The sequence below is a fragment of the Blastomonas sp. SL216 genome (genome assembly GCA_026625625.1).
Taxonomy (GTDB): Bacteria; Pseudomonadota; Alphaproteobacteria; order Sphingomonadales; family Sphingomonadaceae; genus Blastomonas.
On record CP113055.1, the window covers coordinates 465,582 to 490,765 of the forward strand.

Here is a 25,184-nt window from a genome sequence, read left to right on the forward strand (position 1 = left end):
TGGCGATCAGCCCAGCGAGCGCATTGCCGTCAGCACGCGCTCGGTCCATTCCGGACGGCAGATCAGCAGGTCGGGCATATAGGTGTCGAGCTGGTTGTAGATCAGCGGCGAACCGTCGGCGCGGCTGACATGCAGCCCGTGCGCGGCGGCGACCGCGACGGGGGCGCAGCTGTCCCATTCATACTGGCCGCCGGTGTGCAGGTAGATTTCGGCCTCGCCGCGCACCACCGCCATCGCCTTTGCCCCGGCGCTGCCCATCGGCAGAAGCTCGGCACCGAGCAGTTCGGCGACCGCCAGCGCCTCTTTGGCAGGGCGGCTGCGGCTCACCAGCATGCGCGGGATCGGCGCGCCGGGGGGCAGGGGCTGCGGCTGGTCGGAGCGCAGCACCAGATCGAGCCCTGGCAACGCCACCGCACCCAGGACCGCATGGCCGTCGACCGACAGGCCGACATGCACCGCCCAGTCGCCGCGTGCCTCGCCATATTCGCGGGTGCCATCGACCGGATCGACGATCCACACGCGTGAATGGCCCAGCCGCTCGGCATTGTCCTTTTCCTCTTCGGAAAGCAGGCCGTCGCCGGGCCGCTGTTCGCGCAGTGCGTGGCACAGGAACTGGTTGGCGGTCTGGTCGCCGGTCTTGCCCAGCGCCGGACCCGTCACCAGCCCGCAGTCGCGCACCTGCAACAGGATGCGCCCTGCGGTTTGTGCCAGCTTCGCGGCGAGCTCTCCGTCGGTCAGGCTCATTTCAGCGGCATCAGCTGGCGAACGATGTGGTCGGCGGCTTCTTCCGGCGTCATTTCAACGGTGTTGACGCGGATGTCCGGGTCTTCGGGCGGCTCATAGGGGCTGTCGATACCGGTGAAGTTCTTGAGCGCGCCCGAGCGGGCCTTCTTGTAGAGCCCCTTCACGTCGCGCGCCTCGGCAACCTCCAGCGGGGTGTCGACGAAAATCTCGACGAATTCGCCTTCGGGCAGCATCTTGCGCACCATGTCGCGCTCGGCGCGGAAGGGGCTGATGAACGCGGTCAGCACGATCAGACCGGCATCGGCCATCAGCTTGGCGACCTCGCCAACGCGGCGGATATTCTCGATCCGGTCCGCCTCGGTAAAGCCGAGATCGCGGTTGAGGCCGTGGCGGACATTGTCGCCATCAAGCAGGAAAGTATGGCGGTTCATCAGGTTGAGCCGCTTTTCCACCTCATTGGCGATGGTCGACTTGCCCGATCCGGAAAGCCCGGTGAACCACAGCACCTTGGGCTTCTGGTTCTTCAGGCTGGCGTGCACCTCGCGGGTGATGTCGGTCGCCTGCCAGTGGACGTTCTGCGCGCGGCGTAGCGAGAAATGCAGCATGCCCGCGCCGACGGTGCGGTTGGTCAGCTTGTCGATCAGGATGAAGCCGCCCAGCGTCCGGCTGTCGGCATAGGGTTCGAACACCAAGGGCTTGTCGGTGGCGATCTCGGCCACGCCGATAGCGTTCAGCTCCAGCGTCTTGCACGCCAGATGGTCGAGCGTGTTGACGTTGACCGTGTATTTGGGCTGCTGCACCGTCACCGACACGGTTTGCGTGCCCAGTTTCAGCCAATAGGAGCGGCCCACCAGCATCGCATCATCGTCCATCCAGACGATCGTCGCCTCGAACTGGTCGGCGGCCTGCGGCGGCTGGTCGGCGGTAGCGATGACATCGCCGCGCGAGCAGTCGATCTCGTCCGCGAAGGTCAGCGTGACCGATTGTCCCGCCACCGCTTCGTCCAGATCGCCATCCAGCGTCACGACGCGGCTGACGGTGCTGGTCTTGCCCGAAGGCAATACGCGGACCGGATCTCCCGGCTTGATCGATCCGGTGGCGATCAGCCCCGAAAATCCGCGAAAATCGAGATTGGGCCGGTTGACCCATTGCACCGGCATGCGGAACGGCTTGTCGGCATCGAGCGAGGACAGCACTTCGACGGTCTCGAGATGTTCGATCAGCGTCGGCCCGGTATACCACGGCGTATTGTCCGACCTGGTGGTGATATTGTCGCCCTTGAAGCCGCTGATCGGCATCGCGGTGAAGCTCTCGATGCCGATGCTCTGCGCAAAGGTCCGGTATTCCGCGACGATCTCGTCGAAACGGCTCTGGTCATAGTCCACCAGATCCATCTTGTTGACCGCCAGCACGATGTTGCGGATGCCGATCAACTGGCACAGATAGGAATGCCGCCGCGTCTGGACGAGCACGCCCTTGCGCGCGTCTATCAGGATCACGGCAAGATCGGAGGTCGATGCACCGGTGATCATGTTGCGCGTATACTGCTCGTGCCCCGGGCAGTCGGCGACGATGAACTTGCGCTTTTCGGTGTTGAAGAAGCGATAGGCGACATCGATGGTGATGCCCTGTTCGCGCTCGGCGGCCAGGCCATCGACCAGCAGCGCGAAATCGATTTCCTGCCCCTGCGTGCCGACCTTCTTGCTGTCGTTTTCAAGCGCGGCGAGTTGGTCCTCGAAGATCATCTTGCTGTCATAGAGCAGCCGTCCGATCAGCGTCGACTTGCCGTCATCCACCGACCCGCAGGTGATGAAGCGCAGCATCGTCTTGTGCTGGTGGACATCGAGATAGGCGTCGATATCCTCGGCAATCAGGGCTTCGGTCTGGTACACGGCGTCCATCAGAAATAGCCCTCCTGCTTCTTCTTCTCCATGCCCGCGCCGCCGGCATCCTTGTCGATCACGCGGCCCTGGCGCTCGGATGTTGTGGTGAGCAAGGTCTCCTGGATCACCTCGCTCAGGGTGCTCGCAGTGCTTTCGACCGCGCCGGTGAGCGGGAAGCAGCCCAGGGTGCGGAAGCGGATCGAGCGCTCGGTGATGTCGGGCGTCTTGCCCAGCACGCGGGTCAGCCGGTCAATGTCATCGGCCATGAACAGCTGGCCTTCCCATTCGAAGGTCGGGCGGACGGCCGCAAAATAGAGCGGCACGATCGGCACGTCGTTGAGCTGGATATATTGCCAGATGTCGAGCTCGGTCCAGTTGCTGATCGGGAACACGCGGATGCTCTCGCCCTTGTTTTTCCGCGCGTTATAGAGATTCCAAAGCTCGGGCCGCTGGTTCTTCGGATCCCAGCCATGGCTGGCGGTGCGAAACGAGAAGATGCGCTCCTTGGCGCGGCTCTTCTCCTCGTCGCGCCGCGCGCCACCGAACGCCGCGTCGAAGCCGTGCAGGTCGAGCGCCTGTTTCAGCCCCTCGGTCTTCCACATGTCGGTGTGCAGCGGACCGTGATCGAACGGGTTGATCCCGCGCTCTGCCGCCTCGGGATTCTGGTAGACCAGCAGCTCCATGCCGCTTTCGCGCGCCATCTGGTCGCGCAGCGCGTACATGTCCTTGAACTTCCACGTCGTATCGACATGCAGCAGCGGGAAGGGCGGGGGCGATGGGTAAAAGGCCTTGCGCGCCAGATGCAGCATCACGGCGCTGTCCTTGCCCACCGAATAGAGCATCACCGGCTTTTCCGCCTGCGCCACGACTTCGCGCATGATGTGGATCGCCTCGGCTTCCAGGCGCTCGATATGGGTGAGGGTGCGGGTCATGCTTCAGGCTCCACTGTCGATTGCGCGCCATTGGCACACGCAAGGCCCCCTTGAACCTCCCATATGGGAGGGTATAGATAATTCATGCGTTTTGACCCCGGCCTTATCGAAGCATTGCATGAAGGCATGTTCCAGGCGCCCTTATGGGATGACTTCCTCCACCGATTGCGTGCGAGTTCCGGCGCGGCGCTGGCGCTCCTTGCCATCCGCCCGCAGGGGCAGAGCGATGTGGCAGAGCTGGTCGCGGGCGAGGGGCCATCGGGCGCGCTCCGGCGGATGATGGTGGGTGGCCAGATGCGCGAGGGGCGCGGCTACGCTCTGGAGGAACTGCAAGACCTGGCGACAGCTGCCGATCGCGAGGCGCTGGCATCGGCGCAGATCAAGGCATTGCGCGCGGTCCGTGTTACCGAGCCGAGCGGCGTCGATGGCTGGCTCGTCTGTGCCGGCGGTCGCTCGCTCGGCTCGTCCGCCGGTGCGCTGGTGCTGGCGCTCGCCCCGCACCTCAGGATCGCGTTGCGCGGTTTTGCAGCGCTGGAGCGCGAGCGTTTCCGGTCCTCGGTCACGGGAGAGGCGTTCAACCGGCTCAATATCGGCTGGCTGACGCTGGACGGGCAGGGGCGCATTGTCGAGGTCAGCGAGAATGCCGGACAGATGTTCCAATGGGGCTCGCTGTTGCGACGCGGGCGCTATGACCGGCTGGTGCCGTCAGAGCCCGCGATCGACCGCCAGCTGACCGGTTATATCAAGCAGGTGACTGCAGGCCGCACCGTGCGACCGCTGGCGATCAACCTGAGCCGCGATCCCTGGCTCGACATGCTGGTGGCGCCGCTGCAGGGCGACACCATTTCGGGCCATCGTTCGGCCAGCGTCATCGTCTATGTCAGCGGTGACCGGCGCAGCCAGGCGGACCGGTGCGAGCAGCTGGTCGACATGTTTGGCCTGCTGCCCAGCGAGGCGCGGCTGGCCTGGCTGCTGGCCCAGGCGACGAGCATTGCAGATGCGGCGGAAACGCTGGGAATCACGGTCGAAACCGCGCGCAACTATTCAAAGAAGATCTATGCCAAGACCGGCGCGAGCGGCCATGCCGAGCTGGTGCGCGTGATCATGACCAGCGTGCTGGCGCTGAGCTGAGCAGGTCAGGCAGATAAGGCGCTGCAATTTATCGCAAATCGGCAATGGGGGGCATTGACCGGCATGCGATAGTATCACATGCAAGCACCCTGATCATTTCAGGGGCAACAATGCCCCGAAAAGGGGGTCGTCTTGCGTCGTTTTTCCGGAGTTTCCGCTTCCCTGTTCGCGCTCGCCATCGGCGCTGCTGCCTCGCCCGTACTCGCCAATCCGGTCGAACAGACCAAGGGCAGCTACGAGGACAAGTTCCGCCAGCTCGAAGGCGAGGAATGGCCGACGCCGACCGATTATCGCAACGCATCGGGCGCTCCGGGCTATCGCTACTGGCAGCAGAAGGTCGACTATGACGTGCAGGCGCGGCTCGACGAGGCTAGGCGCACCGTCAGCGGCACGCAGACCGTGCGCTATCAGAACAATTCGCCCGACGCGCTGCCCTATTTGTGGCTGCTGCTCGACCAGAACGATTACAAGCGCGATTCCATCGCCGCGATGACCGAGACGGTGTCCGGCGACAAGATCAGCCTGGCTGAAGTCCGCCGCGTCAAGCGGATGCAGGAATGGGAAGGCGGCTTCACCATCTCTGCCGTGCGCGACGCGAGCGGCAAGGCGCTGCCCTTCACCGTGGTCGACAGCCTGCTCCGCATCGATCTGGGCCAGGCGGTCGCGGGCAATGGCGGCGAGACCAGTTTCTCGATCGAATGGTCGTTCCCGATGGTCGAGAACAAGGTTGTTGGCGGCCGATCGGGCTATGAATGCTTCACTCAGCCGGGCGAGGACGGCAACTGCATCTTCGAAGGCGCGCAGTGGTTCCCGCGTCTGGCGGTCTATTCGGACTATGAAGGCTGGCACAACAAGGCGTTTCTGGGCTCGGGCGAGTTCACGCTCGAGTTCGGCGATTATCGCGTCGCGCTGACCGTGCCCGCCGATCATGTCGTCGCCGCCACCGGCGTGCTGCAGAACCCCGATCAGGCGCTCACCGCCGCGCAGCGTCAGCGGCTCGAACAGGCCAAGACCGCGACCAGCCCCGTCTATGTCGTGACCCCGCAGGAGGCCGTGGCGGCCGAGCGCGGCAAGGCGTCGGGCGAGAAGACCTGGGTGTTTGCGGCAGAAAACGTCCGCGATTTCGGCTGGGCCTCGTCGCGCAAGTTCGCCTGGGACGCGCTGGGCGTGAAACAGGATTATGCCGATCAGCCGCTGGTGATGGCGATGAGCTTCTTCCCCAAGGAAGCGCGCCCGCTTTGGGATGCCTATTCGACCAAGTCGATCGCGCACACCATCGACGTCTATGGCAAGTTCGCCTTCCCCTATCCCTATCCGGTCGCGCAGTCGGTCAACGGCCCTGTCGGCGGCATGGAATATCCGATGATCACCTTCAACGGCCCGCGCCCGGTGAAGGACAAGAAGACCGGCAACCTCACCTATACCGAGCGCGCCAAATACGGCCTGATCGGCGTGGTGATCCATGAGATCGGCCACAACTGGTTCCCGATGATCGTCAATTCGGACGAGCGCCAATGGACCTGGATGGACGAGGGGCTGAACACCTTCCTGCAGTTCCAGGCCGAGCGGCTGTGGGACAAGGATTATCCGGCGCGGCGCGGCGAGCCCAAGGATATCGCCGAATACATGCTGTCGACCAACCAGATGCCGCTGATGACCCAGTCGGATTCCGTGCTGCAGTTCGGCGCGAACGGCTATGGCAAGCCCGCCACCGCGCTCACCATCCTGCGCGAGACGATCCTGGGCCGCGAGCTGTTCGACCGGGCCTTCCGCGAATATGCCGAACGCTGGCGGTTCAAGCACCCCACGCCCTATGACTTCTTCCGCACCATGGAGGAAAGCTCGGGCGTCGATCTCGACTGGTTCTGGCGCGGCTGGTTCTATTCGACCGACCATGTCGATATCGCGCTCGACAAGGTCGTGCGCGCGACGCTGGAGCCTGCGGATGCCACCGCTGCGGCTGCTGCACGCAAGAAGCTTCGCGATGCCGAACCCGCCTCGCTCACTGCTACGCGCAATGCCGGTCAGCAGACGGTGGTCGAACGCGATCCTGCGACGCGTGATTTCTATGACGCCATCGATCCGCTCGACGCCACGGCCGCTGACAAGCGCAAGGCCTCCGAAGCCTTTGCCGATCTGACGGCGGAGGAAAAGGCGGCTCGGCAAGTGACCGACAATTTCTATCGCTTCAGCTTCGGCAATCGCGGCGGCCTGGTCATGCCGGTAATCCTGAAAATGGATTTTTCGGACGGATCGAGCGAGACCGCGCGCATCCCTGCAGAGGTGTGGCGCTACAACCAGAAGGCGGTGACCTGGCAGTTCGTGACGCCCAAGACGCTGGTGCGTGCCGAGGTCGATCCGCTGTGGGAAACCGCCGACGCCGACCGGTCGAACAATGTCTTCACCGGCCAGATCGATCCCAAGACGCTGAAGATCGACACGCCCGAAGAGGGCAAGAACCGCATGAAGGATTCGGACATGAAGGTGCTGCCGGATTCGCTGCGCACCTATGATGCGCCGAAATGATGCGCCGCGTTCTGTGCTTGGCTGCGGCGGCAACGGGCCTGGCGCTCGCCCCGCAGGCCGGCGCGCATCGCGGGCATGATGCGATGAGCGTGGTGACACTCGATCCTGACGGGAAGGTCACCGTCTCGCACCGGTTCGAGGCGCATGACCTTGAACCGGCGCTGGCCGAGATCGCGCCCAATGCGCAGACCAGCCTCGACGATCCCGATGCGATTGCCGAGCTGAAAACCTATCTTCTCGCGCATTTCCATCTGCGCGCCGATGGCAGTGAGGTGCCGCTGTCGGTTGCCTCGGTCGAGATCGGTGTGCGCGACGTGCGGGTGGACTATGCGGGCTCCGTCAAGGGCAGGCCCAAGGCTGTCGCCGTTCAGTCGACCATCCTGCGCGATATCTACCCGCGCCAGGTCAACCAGGTGGTCGTGAAGCGCGGCAGCTATGTGCAGACGCTGCGCTTTTCGGGCGACGAGGTGAAGACCGTCGCGCTGCCGTGAAGTTCAATCGTCCAGCGCGGTAAAGCGGAAATCGCGGAATTTCGCTTCGCCGGGACCTGCCGCATAAAGTCCGGGGCGCAGCATCAGAAAGCCGCCGCGGACATTGTGGTGATAGCCCGAGACTTCCATCCCGCGGTCGAACTTGACCCAGGTCCTGCCGCCATCGCCCGAGCTGTGGAAGCTGACGATATGCTGGCGGTTGGTCACGCGGAGGCGCATGTGCTTGCCATGCGGGTTGACGGGGCGCCCACGCTCGATGCCGTACTGATGCGTCACGAAGCGTTCGGCGTCGAAGCCGAGGCCCGCATAAAGCTTGTCGTCATAGAACAGCACCAGCCCCGCGGTGCCGCCAGGCGCGAGTTCGATATCGCATTCGAACCGGTAGGATGTGTCGCCTGCGGTCAGCAACAGCGGCGATCCGGTCGAAGGGGCAAGGCCCTTGCCTTTCAGGAACAATGTCTTGTCCGCAACGCGGGCGCGGCTGGCCTCATCAGGGTCAGGGCGGAAGAACGACCATTTGGTGCCGAGCTGCAGGCTGGCGAAATCGTCGGACAGCGCCATGCCATGGGGCAGGGCTTCGCCGCCCTGGGGCTTTGCGATCGGCGCGGAAAGATCGCCGCCGGTCATCCTGAACCAGCCGTCCGCCGTGAATGCGACCGGATCGAGCAGGCACTGCCGTCCGAGTGTCCAATAGCCGTTCTCGAACCCGTGATAGAGGCTCCACCAGCTGCCATCGGGCGCCTCGACCAGACTGGCATGACCGCGCGACCACCAACCTTCGCCGATGTCGGTGGTGCGCACCAGCGGATTGCCGGGATGCTGCTCCCACGGGCCGTGGATCGATCGCGAGCGGGCAGCGATGACCATATGACCCGTGGGAGGCCCTGCCGTGCCGCCGACAGCGGTCAGCATGTAGAAATACTCGCCGATGCGTTGGATCTTCGGCCCTTCGGGCGCAAAGCCTTCGACATCCCATTCTTCAGGATAGCGCCAGGGATCGTAGACATGCTCGACATCGCCCGTGACGCGCATGCCGTCGTCGGACAGCCGCACCCGGTCCCCGCCTGAGAGGAACAGCCAGCGCGATCCGTCCTCGCCCACCGCATGGCAGGGGTCGATATGCCTGTGCAGGCCCAGTGGTACCGGATCGCTCCAGGGGCCGTCGATATGGTCCGCCCATATGACGAACGTGTCGTTCTGCGGGCTGGCCTTCACCGGGATGTAGATGAAATAGCGGCCCTGGTGCTTCTCCAGGCTGACCGCCCAGACCGAGCCGATATTGCGGGTGAGTGCAGGCTTGCGGGGCTGCCAGTTCACCAGATCGCGCGAATGCCAGATCAGCAGGCCGGGATAGGATTCGAAGCTGGAAAAGGTGAGGTAATAATCCTCGCCGTCCTTGAGGATTGCAGGATCGGGCCGGTCACCCGACAGCACAGGGTTGAGGAAGGTGCCATCGCCCAGATCGGCGATGCGCTGATTGTCGAGGCCCCGGCGCCAGCCTGGGGAGGGTAATGACGCCGGGGAGGGGCTTGCGGGCAGAGATGTTGCAAGCCCCAAGGTCGAAAGGCCAGCCGAGGCGAGCGCGCTGCGGCGGCTGAACAGAGGGAAGCGGCTGGTCACAGCGCCAGCCCCGTGGTCCGCGCCCAGGCGCGCCAAAGCTCTGGCCAGGCCTCGACCGGCTTGCCGATCGCCTTGCGCAGGCCAAAGCCATGACCGCCATGTTCGAACAGATGTGTCTCGACGCGCACGCCCTTGTCCTTGAGCGCGGGGCGCAGCAGCAGCGCGTTGCTCACCGGCACGACCTCGTCGTCTTCCGCATGCAGCAGGAAGAAGGGCGGGGCATTGGCGGGGACATTGCGATGCGGCGAATGCGCAGCTTCCATCGCAGGCGTCGGGGTCTTGCCGAGCAGCAGGTCGCGCGAACCGGGATGCGCATCGGGCGGGGTCATTGATATGACCGGATAGATTGGCGCAGCGCTATGCGGCCGGGCCGAGAGCTGGTCGGCGGCGTCTACTGGGTCATAGACCTGCGCATCGAAGCGCGTCGCCAGATCGGCGCACAGATGGCCCCCTGCGGAAAAGCCCATGGCAGAGACTCGCTCGGGATCGATGGCGAAATCGCCTGCGTGCGCGCGGATCACGCGCATCGCCCGCTGCGCATCGGCGAGCGCGACATTGGGCCCCGCCGCCCAACCTTCGCCCGGCAGGCGGTAGAACAGCACAAAGACGGTAAAACCGCGCGCCGCCAGCCAGCGGCCCATTTCATAGCCTTCCTTGTCGACCACCACCCAGCGATAGCCACCGCCGGGCGTGATCAGCACCGCCGCGCCATTGGGCCGATCGGGTCGGAACACCGCGAGCCGAGGCTTGGTGATGCCGAACACCGCGCGGTCGGTGACCAGCCGGTCGGTCGAGCGCTCCTGCACGGTTTCGACAAGCGGCTTTGCAGGGGCACCCGGCGCGCCATTGGGCCAAATGTCGATGGTCTCTTGCGGCTGTGGCAAGCCGGGGGGCAGAGCACCGCCCGGCACCTCGGGTACCGGCGTCTGCGCTCTGGCCAGACCGGCCAGGCCCAGAACGAGCGGAGCCGCCATGAGGGATCGGCGGTCGATCGTCATGGCGGCTCCTCTCGTCATTCAATGGGGCGGCAGCGAGCCGCCGCCCCGGTTGCGATCAGTATTTGAAGCGCGCGCCCAGGAAGAAGGTGCGGCCGAAATGGTTGTTCTCGTAGTTCCGGTTCGCGTCGAAATCGGTGAAGCGATAGCGATAGGTGTCGGTCAGGTTGTTGCCTTCCAGCGAGACTTCGACCCATTCGGTCAGCTTGTAGCGGATCGAGGCGTCGAGGTTGAACTGGCTGCCAAAGCCTTCCAGAATGTTGCCGGTGCCGCTTGCGCCTTCGTGCCAGCGGCTGCGATAGGTCGCCATGACGCGGGCGGAGAACTTGCCATCGTCATAATAGAAGGTGCCATTGTACGAACGCTTCGACACGTTCGCCAGCGCCGCGCTGCGGGTCACGTTGACCAGCGCGCCACCCGGCAGGGTCGCCGGGCCCTGCACGATGAAATCGGCATTGCTGTCGATAAAGGTCGCGTTGGCCAGAATACCGAAATTGCCCAGGAAGCCATCGGTAAACACGGTGAACGGCAGCTGCAGGGCGACTTCGACACCCTTCAGCTTGGCACCGGTTCCGTTGACCGGCGTGGTCAGCGTCCAGATCGGCTGAGTCAGAAGCGCCGGGTTCAATGCAGCAGGCGAAGACGGGTTGAGCACCGAGACGGGCAGGCCGGTCTGGGCAAAGGTCGCCTCGGTGATTGCCGCCGTCTGGGTGAAGCTGTCGACATTCTTGATGAAGCCAGCCACCGACAGCAGCGCCTGCGGAGCGAAATACCATTCGATCGCCAGGTCATAGTTGGTTGCACGGAACGGCTCCAGGAACGGGTTGCCGCTGTTGACGCGGAAGTTGAACCCGTCCGCCGAACCGCCAGGCGTCAGCGAACCCAGCGTAGGCCGGGTGATGACCTCTGCTGCTGCAGCACGGATGATCAGGTTCTGCGTCGGGAAGATGGCGAGATTGGCCGAGGGCAGCCAGTCGTCATAGCTGCGCTCGATCGTCGCTTCGACCGTGCCGACCAGGCCGTAGGACGACTGTTCGGTCTTCACATAGCGGATGCCGGCGTTCAGCGCATATTCCATGCCGAACAGGTCACCCTTGGCATCGAACTGCAGATAGCCGCCCTTGGTGGTTTCCTGCACGCCGCGGTTGTTGCCCGCATCCACCGCCAGCGGACGGCTGTAGAGCTTGGTGAATTCGGTCGTGGCGTCGAGATTGGGGACGAGCCAGGCGTTGGTATTGCCTGCAGGCTGACCGGCCTTGCCCAGATTGAACAGCTCAGACAGCGCCGGTGTGGCCTGGAAGCCGTAGATCGCCGTCGGTCCGAACAGGCTGGTGGGCGAGCAGGTGATGGTGCCGAGCACGCGGTCCAGACCGCCATTGCCGCAGACAGCCGTATCGCGGGTAAAGGCCACCGTGTCGAATTCGAACCGGCGCCACATCACGCCTGCCTTGACCGTGAAGCCGTCGGTGACGTCCCATTCGGTGCGCAGCTGTGCGGTCTTGAACTGGTTGACGATCTCGGACGGACGGTCGCGAATTTCGGCGAGCTGGAACACCGCAGGATCGGTGACGCTGGTGCCGAAGGTGAGGCGCGGGCGCTTCATGTCGGTATAGTCGTAGCTATAGCCCTGCGCGTCGCGGTCATCGAACACGATGGTCGTTTCCACCGGAATATCGGCGGTCGACTTGGAAATGCCGCCCAGCATGGTGAAGCGGAAGCTGTCCGACAGGTCCTGATCCCAGGTGCCGCCGACCTGATAGAATTCGGTGGTGCTCTCGCGCAGATAGTGTTCGGTGCGGACCCAGGCATCGTTCAGCGTTGCCGAGATCATGTTGTTGTTGGCGTCATAGACCGGGTTGACGACGTCAATCGAACGCTCGTTTGAGCGCAGCAATACCTCGCCCCAGCGCTCGCGACGGTCGCTGTTGAAGCGCGAGAACAGGCCGTCGATCGAGAACTTGGTCATGTCGGTCGGCGCGAACTGGATCGATCCGGTAATGCCCAGACGCTCGCGGTCGTGCTTGACTTCACCATAGCGCGGAATGCGCGGGTGGAAGGACAGCGCGGCCTGGTCGCACGCGGCGCTGCGGCCATTGGTGTAGACGCCGCCGCTGTTGCGCACGGCGGTGAGGTTGGTCGCGCTGGTGGTGAAGCACGGCGCGCCGTTGACCGAGTCGAACCGCGCCTGTGCCCAGCGCACGGTGTTGTTGCCGAGCTCGAGCACCTGCGTCTTCTGGTACGCAGCCGACAGTGACACGCCGAACGTGCCCGAATCGTTGCGCCAGCTCAGCAGGCCTGCGAGACGGGGACCGGCATATTCGGACAGATCGTTATAGCTCACCACGGCCGAACCGACGGCGGTGAAGCCCGCCTTGGCCGCGAGCGGGTTTCCGGTGTTGAGATCGACCACCGCGCCCAGCGAACCTTCGTCGAGGCTGGCTTCGGCGGTCTTGTGGACCACGATCGAGCTGAACAGTTCGGAGGCGAACACGTTGAAGTCGAACGCGCGGTCGCGATTGGCCGATGCGCCATCGGTCGAGGTGGCGACGGTTTCGAGGCCGTTGACGCGGACGCGGGTGAACTGGCTCGACAGACCGCGCACGGTGATCGCGCGACCTTCGCCCGCGTCACGCGTGATCGAGATGCCGGGAATGCGCTGCAGCGATTCTGCCAGGTTCTGGTCGGGGAACTTGGCGATGTCTTCGGCGACGATCGCGTCGATCGCACCGACCGAGGTGCGCTTCAGGTTGATCGCCGCTTCAAGCGACTGGCGGAAACCGGTGACGACGATCTCATCGGCTGCAAGACCTTCGTCCTCAACCTGAGTCGGCTGCTCGGCTTCGGCCACCTGGGCCTGTGCGGTACCCGCAGCGCCCAGCGCGCATCCGGTGAGCAACGCGGCCTTGAAAATGGAAATGCCGGTTGCCCGGTGCGAATGCTGTTGGCGCATGTCTGTCCCCTCCTGATCGCCTTTTTGAGGCAATTGCTACCGGTGTCAAAGGAGAAGATGCATCCTGCATCCGACACTCTCTGACACCCTGACTCCCGATCCCAGGTACCTCGCTTAAGCGTGCACCACTGTTCTTTCCGATGTCCCAAGCGAACAGGCCAGTGAGGCTGGCTGATCGCGGTAACCGGTGTCATTATGTATTGCCCTCTTGGCATGGCTCTGTCAATAACCATGGCAACGGGAGAGAGCATATGCGCAAGACACTCAAAAAGGCCGCATTTGCCGGGGCTTTTGCCCTGGCCTGTCTGGGGCCGGTGGCGGCCGAGCCGCATCCGGGTGATCCGACACGTGGCGGGGCAGGGGGGCGAATCATCCGCGTGACCACGCTTGCCAAGGCGGGTCCGGGATCGCTGGCAGAGGCGCTTGCCGCCAAGGGTCCGCGCACCATCGTGTTCGAAGTCGGCGGGGTGATCGACCTGGGCCGCAGCACGCTGGAGATCAGCGAACCGTTCGTCACCATTGCCGGGCAGACTGCGCCCTCGCCTGGCATTACCATCATCAAGGGCGGCATTGATCTGCGCACGCACGATGTCATCGTCTCGCACATCCGCGTGATGACCGGCGCCGACGGCCAGGCGCGGATGTCGGGCTGGGAAGCCGATTCCTTCTCGACCGTTGCCGCGCACAATGTCGTGGTCGAACATTGCAGTTTCCTGTGGGGGGTGGATGAGAACATGTCCGCCTCCGGCCCGCGCTTCACTGGCGACACGGTCGAGCAATGGCGCGCCGGGACCAGCCATCACATCGTCTTCCGCGACAATCTGGCAGCTGAGGGTCTGGCCAATTCCAGCCACCCCAAGGGCGAGCACAGCAAGGGCTCGCTCATCCATGATAATGCAACGAATATAATGTTTTACCGCAATGTCTGGGCGCACAATGTCGAACGCTCGCCGCTGGTCAAGGGCGGGGCCCAGGTCGCGATGGTCAACAACCTGATCTACAATCCCGGCCACCGCGCAGTGCATTACAACCTGATGAACCTCGAATGGCAGGGGCATGACTATGTCACCGGCGAGATCACGGCGGTCGGCAATGTCATGCGCGGCGGCAATGACACCAACGAGGGTCTGCCGTTCCTGATGCTGGGCGGGGACGGCGATCTTGCCTATTTCGGCAAGGACAATCGTGCGGTCGACCGGCATGGCAATCCGCTGCCCCAGTTCGGCCGCTATGGCGAGACGCGCGCGAAGCTGGTCGCCGCAAAGGCACCGCTTGCGAACCTGTCGGCCTATAGCGTCCTGCCGTCGGGCGAGGTCGAGACATCGCTGCTGCAGACCGCGGGCGCCCGCCCCTGGGACCGGGCACCCGATGACATTCGCGTGCTGTTCTTCGTGGCCGAAGGGCGCGGCGACATTATCGACGATGAGAGCGAGGTCGGCGGTTATCCCGCGCCGGTGGCGACCTTCGCGCCGTTCGACGAGGCGCAATGGGATCTGGCCACGATGACCCCGAAATCGGGTCGCTATCCCGGCCAGAAGGGCGGCGCGCAGGAGTCGCTTTCCACCCGCGACCGCCAGATGCGGACCCCCCAGCCATGAGCGCGCTGGTCGCCGCGCTGCTGCTGGCCGCAGCGCCGCCGATGGCGGTGATCGACGAGCTGGACACGGTGAAGCGCGAACCGCCGCCGCATGGGGCGATCGGCATGAGCACGGCCTGGCGGATCAGCGACCATGTCCCGCAGCCGCGCAGGATGGAATTCCGCCGGCGGACGCTCGATATCGGTGCCGCTATCGGCGAACACCCGATTGCGCATGACGAGGTCTATTATGTGCTCGACGGCGAAGGCGAGGTGGTCTCGGACGGCCAGCGCGCGATGCTCAAGCCCGGCATGACTGCCTATCTCTATGACGGCGCGGTTGTCGGCATCTGGCAGAAGGGCGACAAGCCGCTTGCGCTGATCATCGCCTATCCGGTCAAGGAACCGGTCAGCTGCCCGGCTGAATGTACGGCGCCGTCGCCCACAGCTCCCGCTCGAATCGGCGGGGATCGTTGATCGCGCGCGCCGCGCTATCGCCCACCACCAGCGTCGCGCGATCGGGCAGGCCATAGGCCGTCCAATCGGCAAGGCCCGGCTTTCCGGTTCTGGCAAGGCTGGCAAAGGCCGACATCATCAGATCGCGCGTGCGGCGCGCGCCTTCGTTCGTCCCGCTATAGCTGCCCGGCGCATCGAGCGTGCCGAAGACATAGGGAATGTCATCGGTATGCGCCGCACCGCGCAGCGGATCGACGGGCGAGCGGCGATCGAGCTGGTACACCCAGGTGGCTTTCGCGCCTGCTGTCGCGCGCGCATCCGCCTCGATCACCTGGCCCGGCCATGACCGCCCATCGGTGGTCGCGGCATAGAAGAGCCGTTCGGGCGTCCAGTCCGGATAATGTTCGCGGTAGCGGGCGACGACCCATTCGGGGTCGAGATCGATCTTCACTTCGGCCGCGATGCGCCGCGCGATATTGCTCCAGTCCAGCCCTTGCAGCCTGGCCCCGCGCGGATCGATAAAGGCGCGCGTTTCCTCGCGCGTGTTGCCGAGGATCATCGGAATGGCGAGCGACTGTGGCGCTGCATCGGGCCAGAACGGGTGGCGCGGCAGGTTGGTCATGTCGAGCACCGGCCCGAAATAGAGCGATCCGCCGATCACCGGATCGGTGGCGGCCAGCGCGTCGACAATGCGCGCGGCAGGCGCTGTGCGCAGGCCGTCGACATCATCTGTCGCGAGCTTCATCGCCGTCATCAGCGCCTGGGTGCGCTTCCAGGCATTGCCTGGGCCGCTGGCAGTCACCTGTTGTCCGCTCATCGTGGCGGCGCGGTGAAACAGGCCGTCAGCCTGGGGCATGGCCATCAGTGTTGCGATCTTCGCCCCGCCGCCCGATTGGCCGAACACCATCACGCGATCCGGATCGCCACCGAACTCGGCGATGTTTTTTCGTACCCATTGCAGCGCGAGGACAAGGTCGAGCTGGCCCAGATTGCCGCTATCGGCAAAGCGCGCGCCAAAGGGCTTGAGCCAGGCATAGCCAAAGGCGTTGAGCCGCTGGTTGACCGTCACCACCACGACATCGCCCTGCGCGGCGAGCCTGTGGCCATGGGTCAGCGGATCGGTGACGGTGCCGTTGCTGTACGCGCCGCCATGAAAATAGACCATGACCGGGCGCTTGGCTGCAGCATGCGTTTCCGGCGTCCAGACGTTGAGGAACAGGCAATCCTCGGACTGCGGCAGCTCTGCATTGCCCCGCTGCGGCGCGATCGGGCCGAATTGCTGGGCGAGCACCCTGGCGTTGATCAGGGGTTCAGGCGCAGCGCGGGCAAAGCGCTCGGCGCGGCCATAGCGGATGCCCTTGAAGGCCAGCACGCCGTCCTCGCGCAGCCCGGTAAATCGCCCGGCGCGCGGATCGATTCGCCGGGCCAGCGCAGGGGCAGCGAACAGTGCGGTGCCGCCAGCGAGCAGCGCCCGCCGGCTCAGCTCAGCGGCGGACATCGCCGCCCTGGGCTGAAAACGCGGCCAGTTCCTGCGGCCCGATCAGGCAGAAATCGCCCGGCAGCGAATGCTTGAGCGCGGCAAGCGCCAGTCCGCATTCGGCCATTGCCTGCGCATCGCCGCCTTGCAGATACTGGTGCAGCACGCCGGCAGCAAAGCTATCGCCGGTGCCGATCCGGTCGACAATGCCTGTGACATCGATCTCCGCTGTCTGATGCTTGGCATCGCGGGTGTCGACGCGCGCGGCAATGCGGTGATGATCGCTGCTGACGATATGCCGCGCGGTCGAGGCGACGAGCTGTAGCTTGGGGAAGGCCGCAAAGGCCGCTTCCACCGCTTCGCGCCGCCGTTCTGCGCCATCGCCCGAAAAGCTCTTGCCCAGCAGCAGCGATATGTCGCGATGGTTGCCGATGAGCACGGTCGCCGCGCCGACCAGCCGGTTGAGGATAGCACGCGGGTCGCTGTCCCAGCTTTCCCACAGCAGCGCGCGATAATTGCCGTCGAAGCAGATCGGCACGCCCGCCGCCTCTGCTTCCGCCACCGCTGCTTCGGCGAGCGCAACGCCGCCGGGGCCCAGTGCGGGAGTGATGCCCGACATGTGCAGCAGCGCTGCGCCGTCGAGCGCGCCCTTGAGGTCGATCGCTTGCGGATCAGCCAGCGCAAAGGCCGATCCGGCCCGGTCATAGGTAATCGATGATGGCCTGAGCCCTGCGCCCGGCTCCAGAAAGTACAGGCCCATGCGGCCAGCGGCGCGCGCGACGAAGCGCGTGTCCACGCCCGCAGCGCCGAGTTCTGCCCGTGCCCTGTCGCCCAGCGGAGAGGAGGGGAGCAGCGTCGCCATGCGGGCATGATGGCCGAGCGAGGCCAGCGCGGCGGCGACATTGGCCTCCGCACCGCCCACGACCATGTCGAGGCTCTGCGCCTGGACCATCATCTGCGCGCCCGGAGGCGACAGGCGCAGCAGCATCTCGCCGAAACAGACGACAGGCCCCGTCACCGGGCGAGCCACCCGCCATCGACTGCCAGCACATGGCCCTGGACATAATCCGCAGCACTGCTGGCAAGAAACACCGCCGCCCCGCCAATGTCCGCGGGATCGCCCCAGCGGCCTTCGGGGATGCGTTCCATGATCTGCCGGTTGCGCGTCTCATCGGCCTGCAGCGCCGCGGTATTGTTGGTGGCGATATAGCCCGGCGCGATGGCGTTGACATTGACGCCCTTGGCCGCCCATTCGCAGGCGAGCAGCTTGGTGAGGCCGGCAAGGCCGCTCTTGCTCGCGGTGTAGCTGGGCACGCGGATGCCGCCCTGGAAGCTCAGCATCGATGCGATGTTGATGATCTTGCCGCGCCGTACGGTCTTTTCGCGCTGTGCGATCATGTGCCGTCCGGCCGCCTGGCTGAGGAAGAAGACCGACTTGAGGTTGGTATCAACCACCGCATCCCAATCCTCCTCGGTAAAATCGACCGCATCGGCGCGGCGGATGATGCCGGCATTGTTGACCAGAATGTCGAGCCCGCCAAGCGATGCCAGCACCTGATCGATCACGGCCTGGACCGGGGCAATGGTGCCGAGATCTGCCGCTACCAGTTCGCACCGGCGACCCAGCGCGCGGACCTTGGCGGCAGTGTCATCGGCAGGCGTACGGCCCACGGCGGCGATATCCGCACCCGCCTGCGCCAGCGCCAGCGCAATGCCCTGGCCGATGCCGGTATTGGCCCCCGTCACGACTGCAACGCGACCCGAAAGGTCGAAAAGCCCGTTCGTCATATCGTCCTCTCCCCGATTTTCGGGCGCTGTTATCAGGCGGTCAGTTCGCGCAGATAGGCGGCGATCGCCTCATCCTGGCAATTGGGATAAAAATACTCGGCAAAGCGCTCGCCCGCCACCGCTGCCTTGAGCAGGTCCTGATCGACGGTCTTGAGCACCGTCAGCATGTCGTGGCACGACGCCGCCTTGAGGTCCTTCAGGATGCCGCGGTTCTTGGCCATGATCGCGGCACGCTCCTTGGGATAGCCCAGGCCGCGTTCGCCGTCGAACAGCTTGGCATAGCAATCGCGCAGGTTCAGCTCTGCCGCCCAGCCAAAGCCCTTGGCATAGGGCATGGAAATGGCGTTGCCGTCATTGATCTGGCCGAACAGAAAGGCGTCGGTCGGGTCGATGACCAGACCACAGAACACGCCGGGCATCGCGTTGCAGGCGAGCATCGATCCCATGCCGGTGCCGCAGCCGGTAACGACGAAGTCCGCCGCGCCCGAATTGAGCAGGATGCCGGAGAGCAGGCCGTTCATCACATAGGTCAGCGAGGCTTCATCCTCGGCAGTGTACATGCCGTAGTTGAACACCTCATGCCCCAAAGGCACGGCGACATCGGTCAGCGCTTCGTGAATGATGCCGTTCTTGGCGGCCTGGCTGTTTTCGGTGATCAGGGCGATCTTCATGTGTCTCTCCTGTCCGGGCGATGCCGCCCCGGATATGTCGGGTGGTCGTTTGACCCGCTTGGTAACCGGTGTCATTGCGCGGCGCAAGCGTTATTGCGGTGGCGCAGGTGCGAAGCTGGAGGAGCGTCACGCCTCGGCGACGGAGGCGCGTTCGATCAGATCGGAGAGGAAATGCGAGGGCTGCTCGCGTGCCTCGCCGGGGTCGATCAGCTTGATCGCAGCGGCCTTGGCCATCGCCTGGATCGGCCAGCGGACGGTGGTGAGCGGCGGCCAGATATGCGCGGCAATCGCGGTATCGTCAAAGCCGATGATCGACAGATCCTCTGGCACCGACATGCCGATGCTGCGCGCGGCGTGCAGCACGCCTGCGGCCATCTCGTCATTGCTGGCGAAGATCGCGCTGGGGCGGGGGGAGGCGGCGAGCAGTTTCTCGCCCGCAGCAATGCCGGTTTCGAAGGTGTAGCTACCCTCGGCCATGATGGCGGGGTCGATCGCGATCCCGGCGCTTTCCAGAGCGTCACGATAGCCCAGCGCGCGCTCGGCTGCCGAACGGAAGCCTTCAGGCCCGGCGACAAAGCCTATCCGGCCATGGCCGCGCCCGACCAGATAGCCGACCGCCTTGGCCACCGCCTCGCGATCATTGGACGCGACCATATGCGCATCCTCATCGAGGCGCACCGAGCCCATGCGGACATAGCTGACGCCGAGTTCGTCGCACAATTGCGCGAGTGCGTCGTTTTCGGAAATCGGCGGCAGCAGCAACACGCCGAACAGCCGCTGCTGTTCCAGAAAGGTGCGGACATCGTCGAGCATGTCTGGCGACCGGCGGTTGACCGGGCGGACGACCAGAGCAAATTCGGTGTCGCGGATTGCCGACAATATGCCTTCCTGCACGCCCAGAACCATCTGCGCATTGGGGTTGTCGTGGATCAGTCCGATCAGGAAATTGCGGCGCAGCGCCAGCGCGCGCGCCTGCGGATTGGGCACATAGCCAAGCTCGGCAATCACCGTCTCGACCTTTTCGCGCGTGGCGGAATTGAGCAGCGGCGATCGGTTGATGACGCGGCTGACGGTCTTTTTGGACACGCCGGCCAGGCGGGCCACGTCGTTGATCGTCGGCTTGCCGTCCTTTGCCTTGTTCACGCGCTCTTGTGCTCCATCGCCTTGCTACACCGGTGTCAGTGCAACGCCCCTCCTAGCGCCAAGCGCAGGTCAAGCGCAATCCCGGCGGCATTGACACCGGTTACCATGGCGCTATGGCTGTGCGCGGACGATCGATCGAGAGTCGTCGCCTTGGGGGAGCCTGATGATGGCCGATGCGATGCAGGTACATGCCGCAGATACGGTGGCCGTGGCCCTGCGCGCGCTGCAGGCGGGCGATCGCGTCACGCTGGCCAAGACCGAGCTCACGGTGCTCGCCGACATTCCCCAAGGCCATAAATTCGCGCTTGCGCCGCACGCTGCGGGCGATGCGGTGGTCAAATACGGCCTCACCATCGGCCGCGCCACGCACCCGATCATGCCGGGCGAGCATGTGCACAGCCACAATCTGGCGACCGCACTCGAAGGCGAGCTGCATTATGCGGCGGCTGCTCGGTCTGCGCCCGTATCGGATGCCCGGCCCGAGGGGCGGACATGGCAAGGCTATATGCGGGCCGATGGCCGGGCAGGGACCCGCAACGAAATCTGGATCCTTCCCACCGTCGGCTGCGTGGCGCTGACCGCAGAGCAGATCGCGCGCGAGGCCGAGCAGCGACATGCCGGGTTGATCGCCGAAGGGCGGATCGACGGAATCATGGCCTTTGCGCATCCGCATGGCTGTTCGCAGCTGGGCGATGATCTTGCTGGAACCCGCGCGCTGCTTGCGGGGCTGGCGGCGCACCCCAACGCGGCGGGCGTATTGCTGATCGGGCTGGGCTGCGAATCGAACCAGCTCGACGCGCTGATCGAGGCCGTTCCAGCACAGGCGCGCGCCAGGGTCCGCACCCTGGCGTCCCAAGCTGCGGGGGACGAGCTGGCGGAAGCGGGTGCGATTGTCGACGCGATGGTTGTCGAGGCGGCGCAGGCCCGCCGCGAAAACCTGCCGCTCGGCGCGCTGGTCGTCGGGTTGAAATGCGGCGGGTCGGACGGCTTTTCGGGGCTTACCGCCAATCCGTTGCTCGGCCGGTTCAGCGAACGGCTGGCGGCGGCGGGCGGAATCCCGATCCTCACCGAAATTCCAGAGATTTTCGGGGCGGAACAGGCACTGCTCGACCGCGCGGTCGATGGCGAGGTCTTTGCGCGCGCAGCCGATCTCGTGAACGGGTTCAAGCGCTATTATCTCGATCAGGGCCTTCCGGTTTCGGAAAACCCGTCGCCCGGCAATATCGCGGGCGGCATTACCACGCTCGAGGAAAAATCCGCCGGCGCGGTGCAGAAGGCCGGCACGGCACCGCTCACCAGCGTGATCGATTATGGCGCGCAGGCGGTCACGCCCGGCCTCGCCCTGTTGGAGGCCCCCGGCAATGATGCAGTCTCCTCGACCGCACTGACGGCTGCTGGTGCGACCCTGGTGCTGTTCACCACCGGGCGCGGGACGCCGCTGGGCTTCCCCGCGCCCACGGTCAAGGTCGCCTCGAATCGCGCATTGGCACAGGCCAAGCCGCACTGGATCGATTTCGATGCTTCAGCGGCTCTGGACGAAGGTGCGCAGGCGACCGACGAAGCGTTTCTGAAGGCGCTGCTCGCCATCGCCAGCGGGCGCAAAACGGCTGCGGAACGGGCGGGGCAAAGGGCGATAGCAATCTGGAAAAAGGGTGTGACCCTCTAGCGCGATCGGACGCGAAGACGCGGCCCCTTGCGGATGACACCGGTTTCCTCTAGGCAACAAACAAGAGAAGGACGTGAGGATGGGGATGGAATTGACGGTGAGTTCGGAGGTCGACGCGGTGGCGCAGGCCTTTGTCAGCGCACGGCGCGAAGCGCGGGCGCTCAGCGCCTATCCGGGCACCGCGCCTGATGCGCTTGCGGCGGCCTATTCGATCCAGGACCGCGCAATCCATATCGACGGCCGCGCTGTTGCCGGCTGGAAGGTCGGGCGGATCAATCCCCCACTCGATGGCACGCTGGGCGCCAATCGGCTGTCCGGGCCGATCTTTGCTGATAGCGTGGTCGATGCCGCTGCCGGCCAGGTGCCCGACATGCCGGTTTTCGACGGCGGCTTTGCGGCGGGCGAGGCGGAAATCCTGCTCCATGTCGCGCCCGGCTTTGCCGGACCCGTGCCCAGCGACGATGACGGCACCCGCGCGATCCTGGATGATGTGCGGCTGGGGATCGAGATTGCCAGCTCGCCTTATGCACGGATCAACCTTGATGGCCCGGCGGTCACCGTATCCGATTACGGCAACAATGCCGGCATGGTGCGCGGCGCAGAGCTGACCGGCTGGCGCGATCTGGACCTGTGCGCGATTGTCGTGCGCAGCGAGATCGACGGGGCTGAGGTCGGCGAGGCGACTGCGGCCAACATGCTCGACGGGCCCTATGGCGCAGTGCGCTTTTTGCTGGCCAATCTGATCGAGCGCGGTTTCGATGTATCGAACGGCCTTTGGGTATCCACCGGCGCGATCACCGGCGTGCACGAGATTGCTGTCGGTCAGTCGTTCCGGGCGGAATTCGTCGGCCATGGCGATGTCCGCTGTCGGGTAGTCGCCGCGCAGCCGCGCTGACATCCACGCTTGCGATGCGGATCGGCAAGAGCCGGGCGCCCGATTTGGGAGAGTTGAACATGGTTGAAACCGCAGCAACGTCGGCACGGCCCCAGGCGCTCGATGCCGCAGCGGGCAGGGCAGGGCGCTATCGCTGGGTGATCGTCGGCCTGCTGTTTGCGGCGACGGCGATCAACTATATCGACCGCCAGATGATCGGCGTGCTCAAGCCCACGCTGGTCGCAGAATTCGGCTGGACCGAAACCGACTTTGCCGCGATCGTCTTCTGGTTCCAGCTGGCTTATGCCATCGGTTATATCGGCTTCGGGCGCATCGTCGATGTGCTGGGCGCGCGGCTGGGCTATGCCATTGCGATCGTCATCTGGACCGCAGGCCATATGGCGCACGGCCTGGCGACCGGGGTGACCAGCTTTGCTGCGGCGCGCTTTGGCCTGGGCATCGGTGAAAGCGGCAACTTCCCCGCCGGGATCAAGGCGGTGACCGACTGGTTCCCGCAGCGCGAGCGCGCCTTTGCCATCGGCCTGTTCAATGCCGGGGCCAATGTCGGCGCGATCATAACGCCGCTGCTGGTGCCGGCGCTGGTGCTGTGGTTCGGCTGGCGCGAAGCCTTTTACATCACCGGCATTTTCGGTGTGATCTGGCTCGCGGCGTGGTGGGCGATCTATCGCCACCCGTCCGAGCACAAGAGCGTGTCTGCGGCTGAACTGGCCTGGATCCAGCAGGACCCTGCCGATCCGGTGGAAAAGATCGGCTGGGGCAAACTGCTCACCGTGCGCGAGACCTGGGCCTATGCGCTGGGCAAGTTCCTGATCGATCCGATCTGGTGGTTCTTCCTGTTCTGGCTGCCGGGCTATCTGTTCGAGCGCTATGACATGGACCTCAAGACCTTCGGCCTGCCGCTCGCCGCGATCTACCTGATCTCGGATGGCGGTTCGATTTTCGGCGGCTGGATGTCCTCGCGCCTGATCAAGGCAGGCAAGACGCCCAATTTCGCGCGCAAGGCGACGATGCTGGTCTGCGCTCTGGCGGTGACGCCGATCTGGTTTGCGCAGGGCATCGACAGCGTCTGGGGCGCGGTGCTGATCATCGGCCTAGCGACAGCCGCGCACCAGGCCTTTTCGGCCAATCTCTATACGCTGCCGTCAGACGTGTTCCCGCGCGGCGCGGTGGGCTCGGTGGTCGGCATCGGCGGCACCGTCGGCGCGCTGGGCGGCATGGGCATGGCGCTGTTCACCGGCTATATCCTCGACAGCACCGGCAGCTACGAAATCCTGTTCGCGATCTGCGCCAGCGCGTATCTGATGGCGCTGCTGGTGGTTCACCTGCTGAGCCCCAGGCTGGAACCGGCCAAGGTCTGATCGAGCCTTGTCGCGTATCGGAACCCGAATTGTGGCCGTGTTCCTGCGCTTTGCTTATGGGCTTGACCCGTTTTTGCCGTGTCGCTAGCCCCCGATCATGGATCTGCCCGTTTGTGTCATGCTGTGGATTGGAGATGCGCTGAGCGCGGTCGAAAGGGCGTGCATACGCTCGGTCCTGCGGCAGGGGCACAGGCTGGTACTCTATACCTATGACGATCTGAAGGGCGTGCCTGAAGGCGTCGAGCTGGCCGATGCGGCTTCGGTGCTGCCGCGCGAAACGATCATCCGTCACAAATCGGGCAGCGTTTCGCTTTTTTCGGACCGGTTCCGCTTCGAGATCATGCGCCAGTCGCTCGGCGTGTGGCTTGATTCCGATGCCTATCTCATCAAGCCGCTTCACATTGAACAGGACAAGCATTTCTTCGCCTTTTGCGAGCCGGGCTATGTCGGTCAGGGCGTGCTGTATATGCCGCCGGACTCTCCGGTGATCGAACCTCTTCTGAGGCTATTCGAGCAACCCTATATTCCCGACTGGTTGCGCAAGCGCGATCGGATAAGGGCGTACTGGCGCAAGTTCAGACAGGGCCATATCAACCTTGGCGACATGCCCTGGGGCGTTGGCGGGCCGATGGGTCTCACGGCCCTGGTGCAGCGCCACGGGCTTATGGATCAGGTCATGCCGCCGGACGTCCATTACCCCTGGGACTGGCAGGTAGCGGACTGGATTTTCGATCCCGCACGGTCGCTGGAAGAGCACATCACGCCCGCCACGCAGGCGCTACACTTGTACAATACCATGATAGCCAGTCGCAAAAATGAACCCGCACAGCCGGGTAGCTTCATGCATAGATTGCAGCAGGAAGGCGCTTGAGCTCCAGCGCT

Annotated in this window: 20 protein-coding genes; 9 read left to right on the plus strand and 11 right to left on the minus strand. The window is 64.7% G+C overall.

The window, feature by feature from the left end; all coding sequences use genetic code 11:
* Positions 1 to 6: 6 nt before the first annotated feature.
* The 3 genes from OU999_02275 to cysD are packed head-to-tail and all read right to left on the minus strand — an operon-like array spanning position 7 to position 3,559.
* Positions 7 to 744, minus strand: coding sequence for a 3'(2'),5'-bisphosphate nucleotidase CysQ (locus tag OU999_02275; GenBank protein ID WAC24042.1), 738 nt, complete (start codon positions 742 to 744; stop codon positions 7 to 9).
* Positions 741 to 2,645, minus strand: coding sequence for a sulfate adenylyltransferase subunit CysN (gene cysN / locus OU999_02280; GenBank protein WAC24043.1), 1,905 nt, complete (start codon positions 2,643 to 2,645; stop codon positions 741 to 743). Before cysN ends, OU999_02275 begins: the two co-directional genes overlap by 4 nt.
* Complete coding sequence (gene cysD, locus OU999_02285) at positions 2,645 to 3,559, minus strand: sulfate adenylyltransferase subunit CysD (GenBank protein ID WAC24044.1); 915 nt, start codon at positions 3,557 to 3,559, stop codon at positions 2,645 to 2,647. Before cysD ends, cysN begins: the two co-directional genes overlap by 1 nt.
* A gap of 84 nt (positions 3,560 to 3,643) precedes the next feature.
* Between cysD and OU999_02290 the strand changes: the two genes are divergently transcribed.
* From OU999_02290 to OU999_02300, 3 genes are all read left to right on the plus strand, one after another.
* Complete coding sequence (locus OU999_02290) at positions 3,644 to 4,690, plus strand: helix-turn-helix transcriptional regulator (protein ID WAC24045.1); 1,047 nt, start codon at positions 3,644 to 3,646, stop codon at positions 4,688 to 4,690.
* A 132-nt stretch (positions 4,691 to 4,822) separates the two neighbouring features.
* Entirely contained in the window at positions 4,823 to 7,216 is a 2,394-nt protein-coding gene (locus OU999_02295) for a M1 family metallopeptidase (protein WAC24046.1), read from the plus strand.
* Complete coding sequence (locus OU999_02300; GenBank protein ID WAC24047.1) at positions 7,213 to 7,707, plus strand: hypothetical protein; 495 nt, start codon at positions 7,213 to 7,215, stop codon at positions 7,705 to 7,707. Before OU999_02295 ends, OU999_02300 begins: the two co-directional genes overlap by 4 nt.
* Positions 7,708 to 7,710: 3 nt before the next feature.
* Here OU999_02300 and OU999_02305 read toward each other — a convergent pair whose 3' ends face one another.
* Genes OU999_02305 through OU999_02315 form a run of 3 tightly spaced genes read right to left on the minus strand, consistent with a single transcriptional unit; the run spans position 7,711 to position 13,272 of the window.
* Complete coding sequence (locus tag OU999_02305) at positions 7,711 to 9,327, minus strand: family 43 glycosylhydrolase (protein WAC24048.1); 1,617 nt, start codon at positions 9,325 to 9,327, stop codon at positions 7,711 to 7,713.
* Complete coding sequence (locus OU999_02310) at positions 9,324 to 10,325, minus strand: alpha/beta hydrolase (GenBank protein WAC24049.1); 1,002 nt, start codon at positions 10,323 to 10,325, stop codon at positions 9,324 to 9,326. Before OU999_02310 ends, OU999_02305 begins: the two co-directional genes overlap by 4 nt.
* A 55-nt stretch (positions 10,326 to 10,380) precedes the next feature.
* Positions 10,381 to 13,272 (minus strand): TonB-dependent receptor, encoded by a 2,892-nt coding sequence (locus tag OU999_02315; GenBank protein WAC24050.1) that lies wholly within the window; start codon positions 13,270 to 13,272, stop codon positions 10,381 to 10,383.
* A gap of 251 nt (positions 13,273 to 13,523) precedes the next feature.
* Between OU999_02315 and OU999_02320 the strand changes: the two genes are divergently transcribed.
* Both OU999_02320 and OU999_02325 read left to right on the plus strand, forming a co-directional pair.
* Positions 13,524 to 14,870 carry a pectate lyase gene (locus tag OU999_02320; GenBank protein WAC24051.1) on the plus strand — a complete coding sequence of 449 codons (1,347 nt, stop codon included), beginning with the start codon at positions 13,524 to 13,526 and terminating at the stop codon, positions 14,868 to 14,870.
* The gene (locus tag OU999_02325) at positions 14,867 to 15,325 is read left to right on the plus strand and encodes a cupin domain-containing protein (GenBank protein ID WAC24052.1); all 459 of its coding nucleotides are present in this window, start codon (positions 14,867 to 14,869) and stop codon (positions 15,323 to 15,325) included. Before OU999_02320 ends, OU999_02325 begins: the two co-directional genes overlap by 4 nt.
* On the opposite strand, the gene OU999_02330 is transcribed toward OU999_02325, so the two are convergent.
* From OU999_02330 to OU999_02350, 5 genes are all read right to left on the minus strand, one after another.
* Positions 15,258 to 16,802, minus strand: a complete 1,545-nt coding sequence (locus tag OU999_02330; protein WAC24053.1) for a carboxylesterase family protein — start codon at positions 16,800 to 16,802, stop codon at positions 15,258 to 15,260. The two genes, OU999_02325 and OU999_02330, sit on opposite strands and share 68 nt — an antisense overlap.
* Positions 16,789 to 17,799 (minus strand): sugar kinase, encoded by a 1,011-nt coding sequence (locus tag OU999_02335; GenBank protein WAC24054.1) that lies wholly within the window; start codon positions 17,797 to 17,799, stop codon positions 16,789 to 16,791. Before OU999_02335 ends, OU999_02330 begins: the two co-directional genes overlap by 14 nt.
* The gene (gene kduD, locus OU999_02340) at positions 17,796 to 18,569 is read right to left on the minus strand and encodes a 2-dehydro-3-deoxy-D-gluconate 5-dehydrogenase KduD (GenBank protein ID WAC24055.1); all 774 of its coding nucleotides are present in this window, start codon (positions 18,567 to 18,569) and stop codon (positions 17,796 to 17,798) included. The genes OU999_02335 and kduD overlap by 4 nt, the downstream gene beginning before the upstream one ends.
* A 32-nt stretch (positions 18,570 to 18,601) precedes the next feature.
* Complete coding sequence (locus tag OU999_02345; GenBank protein WAC24056.1) at positions 18,602 to 19,240, minus strand: RpiB/LacA/LacB family sugar-phosphate isomerase; 639 nt, start codon at positions 19,238 to 19,240, stop codon at positions 18,602 to 18,604.
* 126 nt (positions 19,241 to 19,366) lie between these two features.
* Positions 19,367 to 20,383, minus strand: coding sequence for a LacI family DNA-binding transcriptional regulator (locus OU999_02350; GenBank protein WAC24057.1), 1,017 nt, complete (start codon positions 20,381 to 20,383; stop codon positions 19,367 to 19,369).
* Positions 20,384 to 20,546: 163 nt separating this feature from the next.
* On the opposite strand from OU999_02350, the gene OU999_02355 reads away from it, so the two are divergent.
* From OU999_02355 to OU999_02370, 4 genes are all read left to right on the plus strand, one after another.
* Positions 20,547 to 22,049, plus strand: a complete 1,503-nt coding sequence (locus OU999_02355; protein ID WAC24058.1) for an altronate dehydratase family protein — start codon at positions 20,547 to 20,549, stop codon at positions 22,047 to 22,049.
* A 79-nt stretch (positions 22,050 to 22,128) separates the two neighbouring features.
* Complete coding sequence (locus OU999_02360; protein WAC24059.1) at positions 22,129 to 22,944, plus strand: 2-keto-4-pentenoate hydratase; 816 nt, start codon at positions 22,129 to 22,131, stop codon at positions 22,942 to 22,944.
* Positions 22,945 to 23,003: 59 nt separating this feature from the next.
* Entirely contained in the window at positions 23,004 to 24,302 is a 1,299-nt protein-coding gene (locus OU999_02365; protein ID WAC24060.1) for an MFS transporter, read from the plus strand.
* 97 nt (positions 24,303 to 24,399) lie between these two features.
* On the plus strand, positions 24,400 to 25,173 hold the full coding sequence (locus OU999_02370; protein ID WAC24061.1) for a hypothetical protein: 774 nt from the start codon (positions 24,400 to 24,402) through the stop codon (positions 25,171 to 25,173).
* The last annotated feature ends 11 nt before the right edge of the window (positions 25,174 to 25,184 follow it).

What these genes read in the sequence shown, in the direction of transcription:
- OU999_02315 (WAC24050.1), bottom strand. Translation starts at nt 13,272, where the DNA reads ATGCGCCAACAGCATTCGCACCGGGCAACCGGCATTTCCATTTTCAAG.
- OU999_02355 (WAC24058.1), top strand. Translation starts at nt 20,547, where the DNA reads ATGATGGCCGATGCGATGCAGGTACATGCCGCAGATACGGTGGCCGTG.
- OU999_02345 (WAC24056.1), bottom strand. Translation starts at nt 19,240, where the DNA reads ATGAAGATCGCCCTGATCACCGAAAACAGCCAGGCCGCCAAGAACGGC.
- OU999_02370 (WAC24061.1), top strand. Translation starts at nt 24,400, where the DNA reads ATGGATCTGCCCGTTTGTGTCATGCTGTGGATTGGAGATGCGCTGAGC.
- cysN (WAC24043.1), bottom strand. Translation starts at nt 2,645, where the DNA reads ATGGACGCCGTGTACCAGACCGAAGCCCTGATTGCCGAGGATATCGAC.
- OU999_02330 (WAC24053.1), bottom strand. Translation starts at nt 16,802, where the DNA reads ATGTCCGCCGCTGAGCTGAGCCGGCGGGCGCTGCTCGCTGGCGGCACC.
- cysD (WAC24044.1), bottom strand. Translation starts at nt 3,559, where the DNA reads ATGACCCGCACCCTCACCCATATCGAGCGCCTGGAAGCCGAGGCGATC.
- OU999_02310 (WAC24049.1), bottom strand. Translation starts at nt 10,325, where the DNA reads ATGACGATCGACCGCCGATCCCTCATGGCGGCTCCGCTCGTTCTGGGC.
- OU999_02325 (WAC24052.1), top strand. Translation starts at nt 14,867, where the DNA reads ATGAGCGCGCTGGTCGCCGCGCTGCTGCTGGCCGCAGCGCCGCCGATG.
- OU999_02360 (WAC24059.1), top strand. Translation starts at nt 22,129, where the DNA reads ATGGGGATGGAATTGACGGTGAGTTCGGAGGTCGACGCGGTGGCGCAG.
- OU999_02300 (WAC24047.1), top strand. Translation starts at nt 7,213, where the DNA reads ATGATGCGCCGCGTTCTGTGCTTGGCTGCGGCGGCAACGGGCCTGGCG.
- OU999_02365 (WAC24060.1), top strand. Translation starts at nt 23,004, where the DNA reads ATGGTTGAAACCGCAGCAACGTCGGCACGGCCCCAGGCGCTCGATGCC.
- OU999_02275 (WAC24042.1), bottom strand. Translation starts at nt 744, where the DNA reads ATGAGCCTGACCGACGGAGAGCTCGCCGCGAAGCTGGCACAAACCGCA.
- OU999_02320 (WAC24051.1), top strand. Translation starts at nt 13,524, where the DNA reads ATGCGCAAGACACTCAAAAAGGCCGCATTTGCCGGGGCTTTTGCCCTG.
- OU999_02290 (WAC24045.1), top strand. Translation starts at nt 3,644, where the DNA reads ATGCGTTTTGACCCCGGCCTTATCGAAGCATTGCATGAAGGCATGTTC.
- kduD (WAC24055.1), bottom strand. Translation starts at nt 18,569, where the DNA reads ATGACGAACGGGCTTTTCGACCTTTCGGGTCGCGTTGCAGTCGTGACG.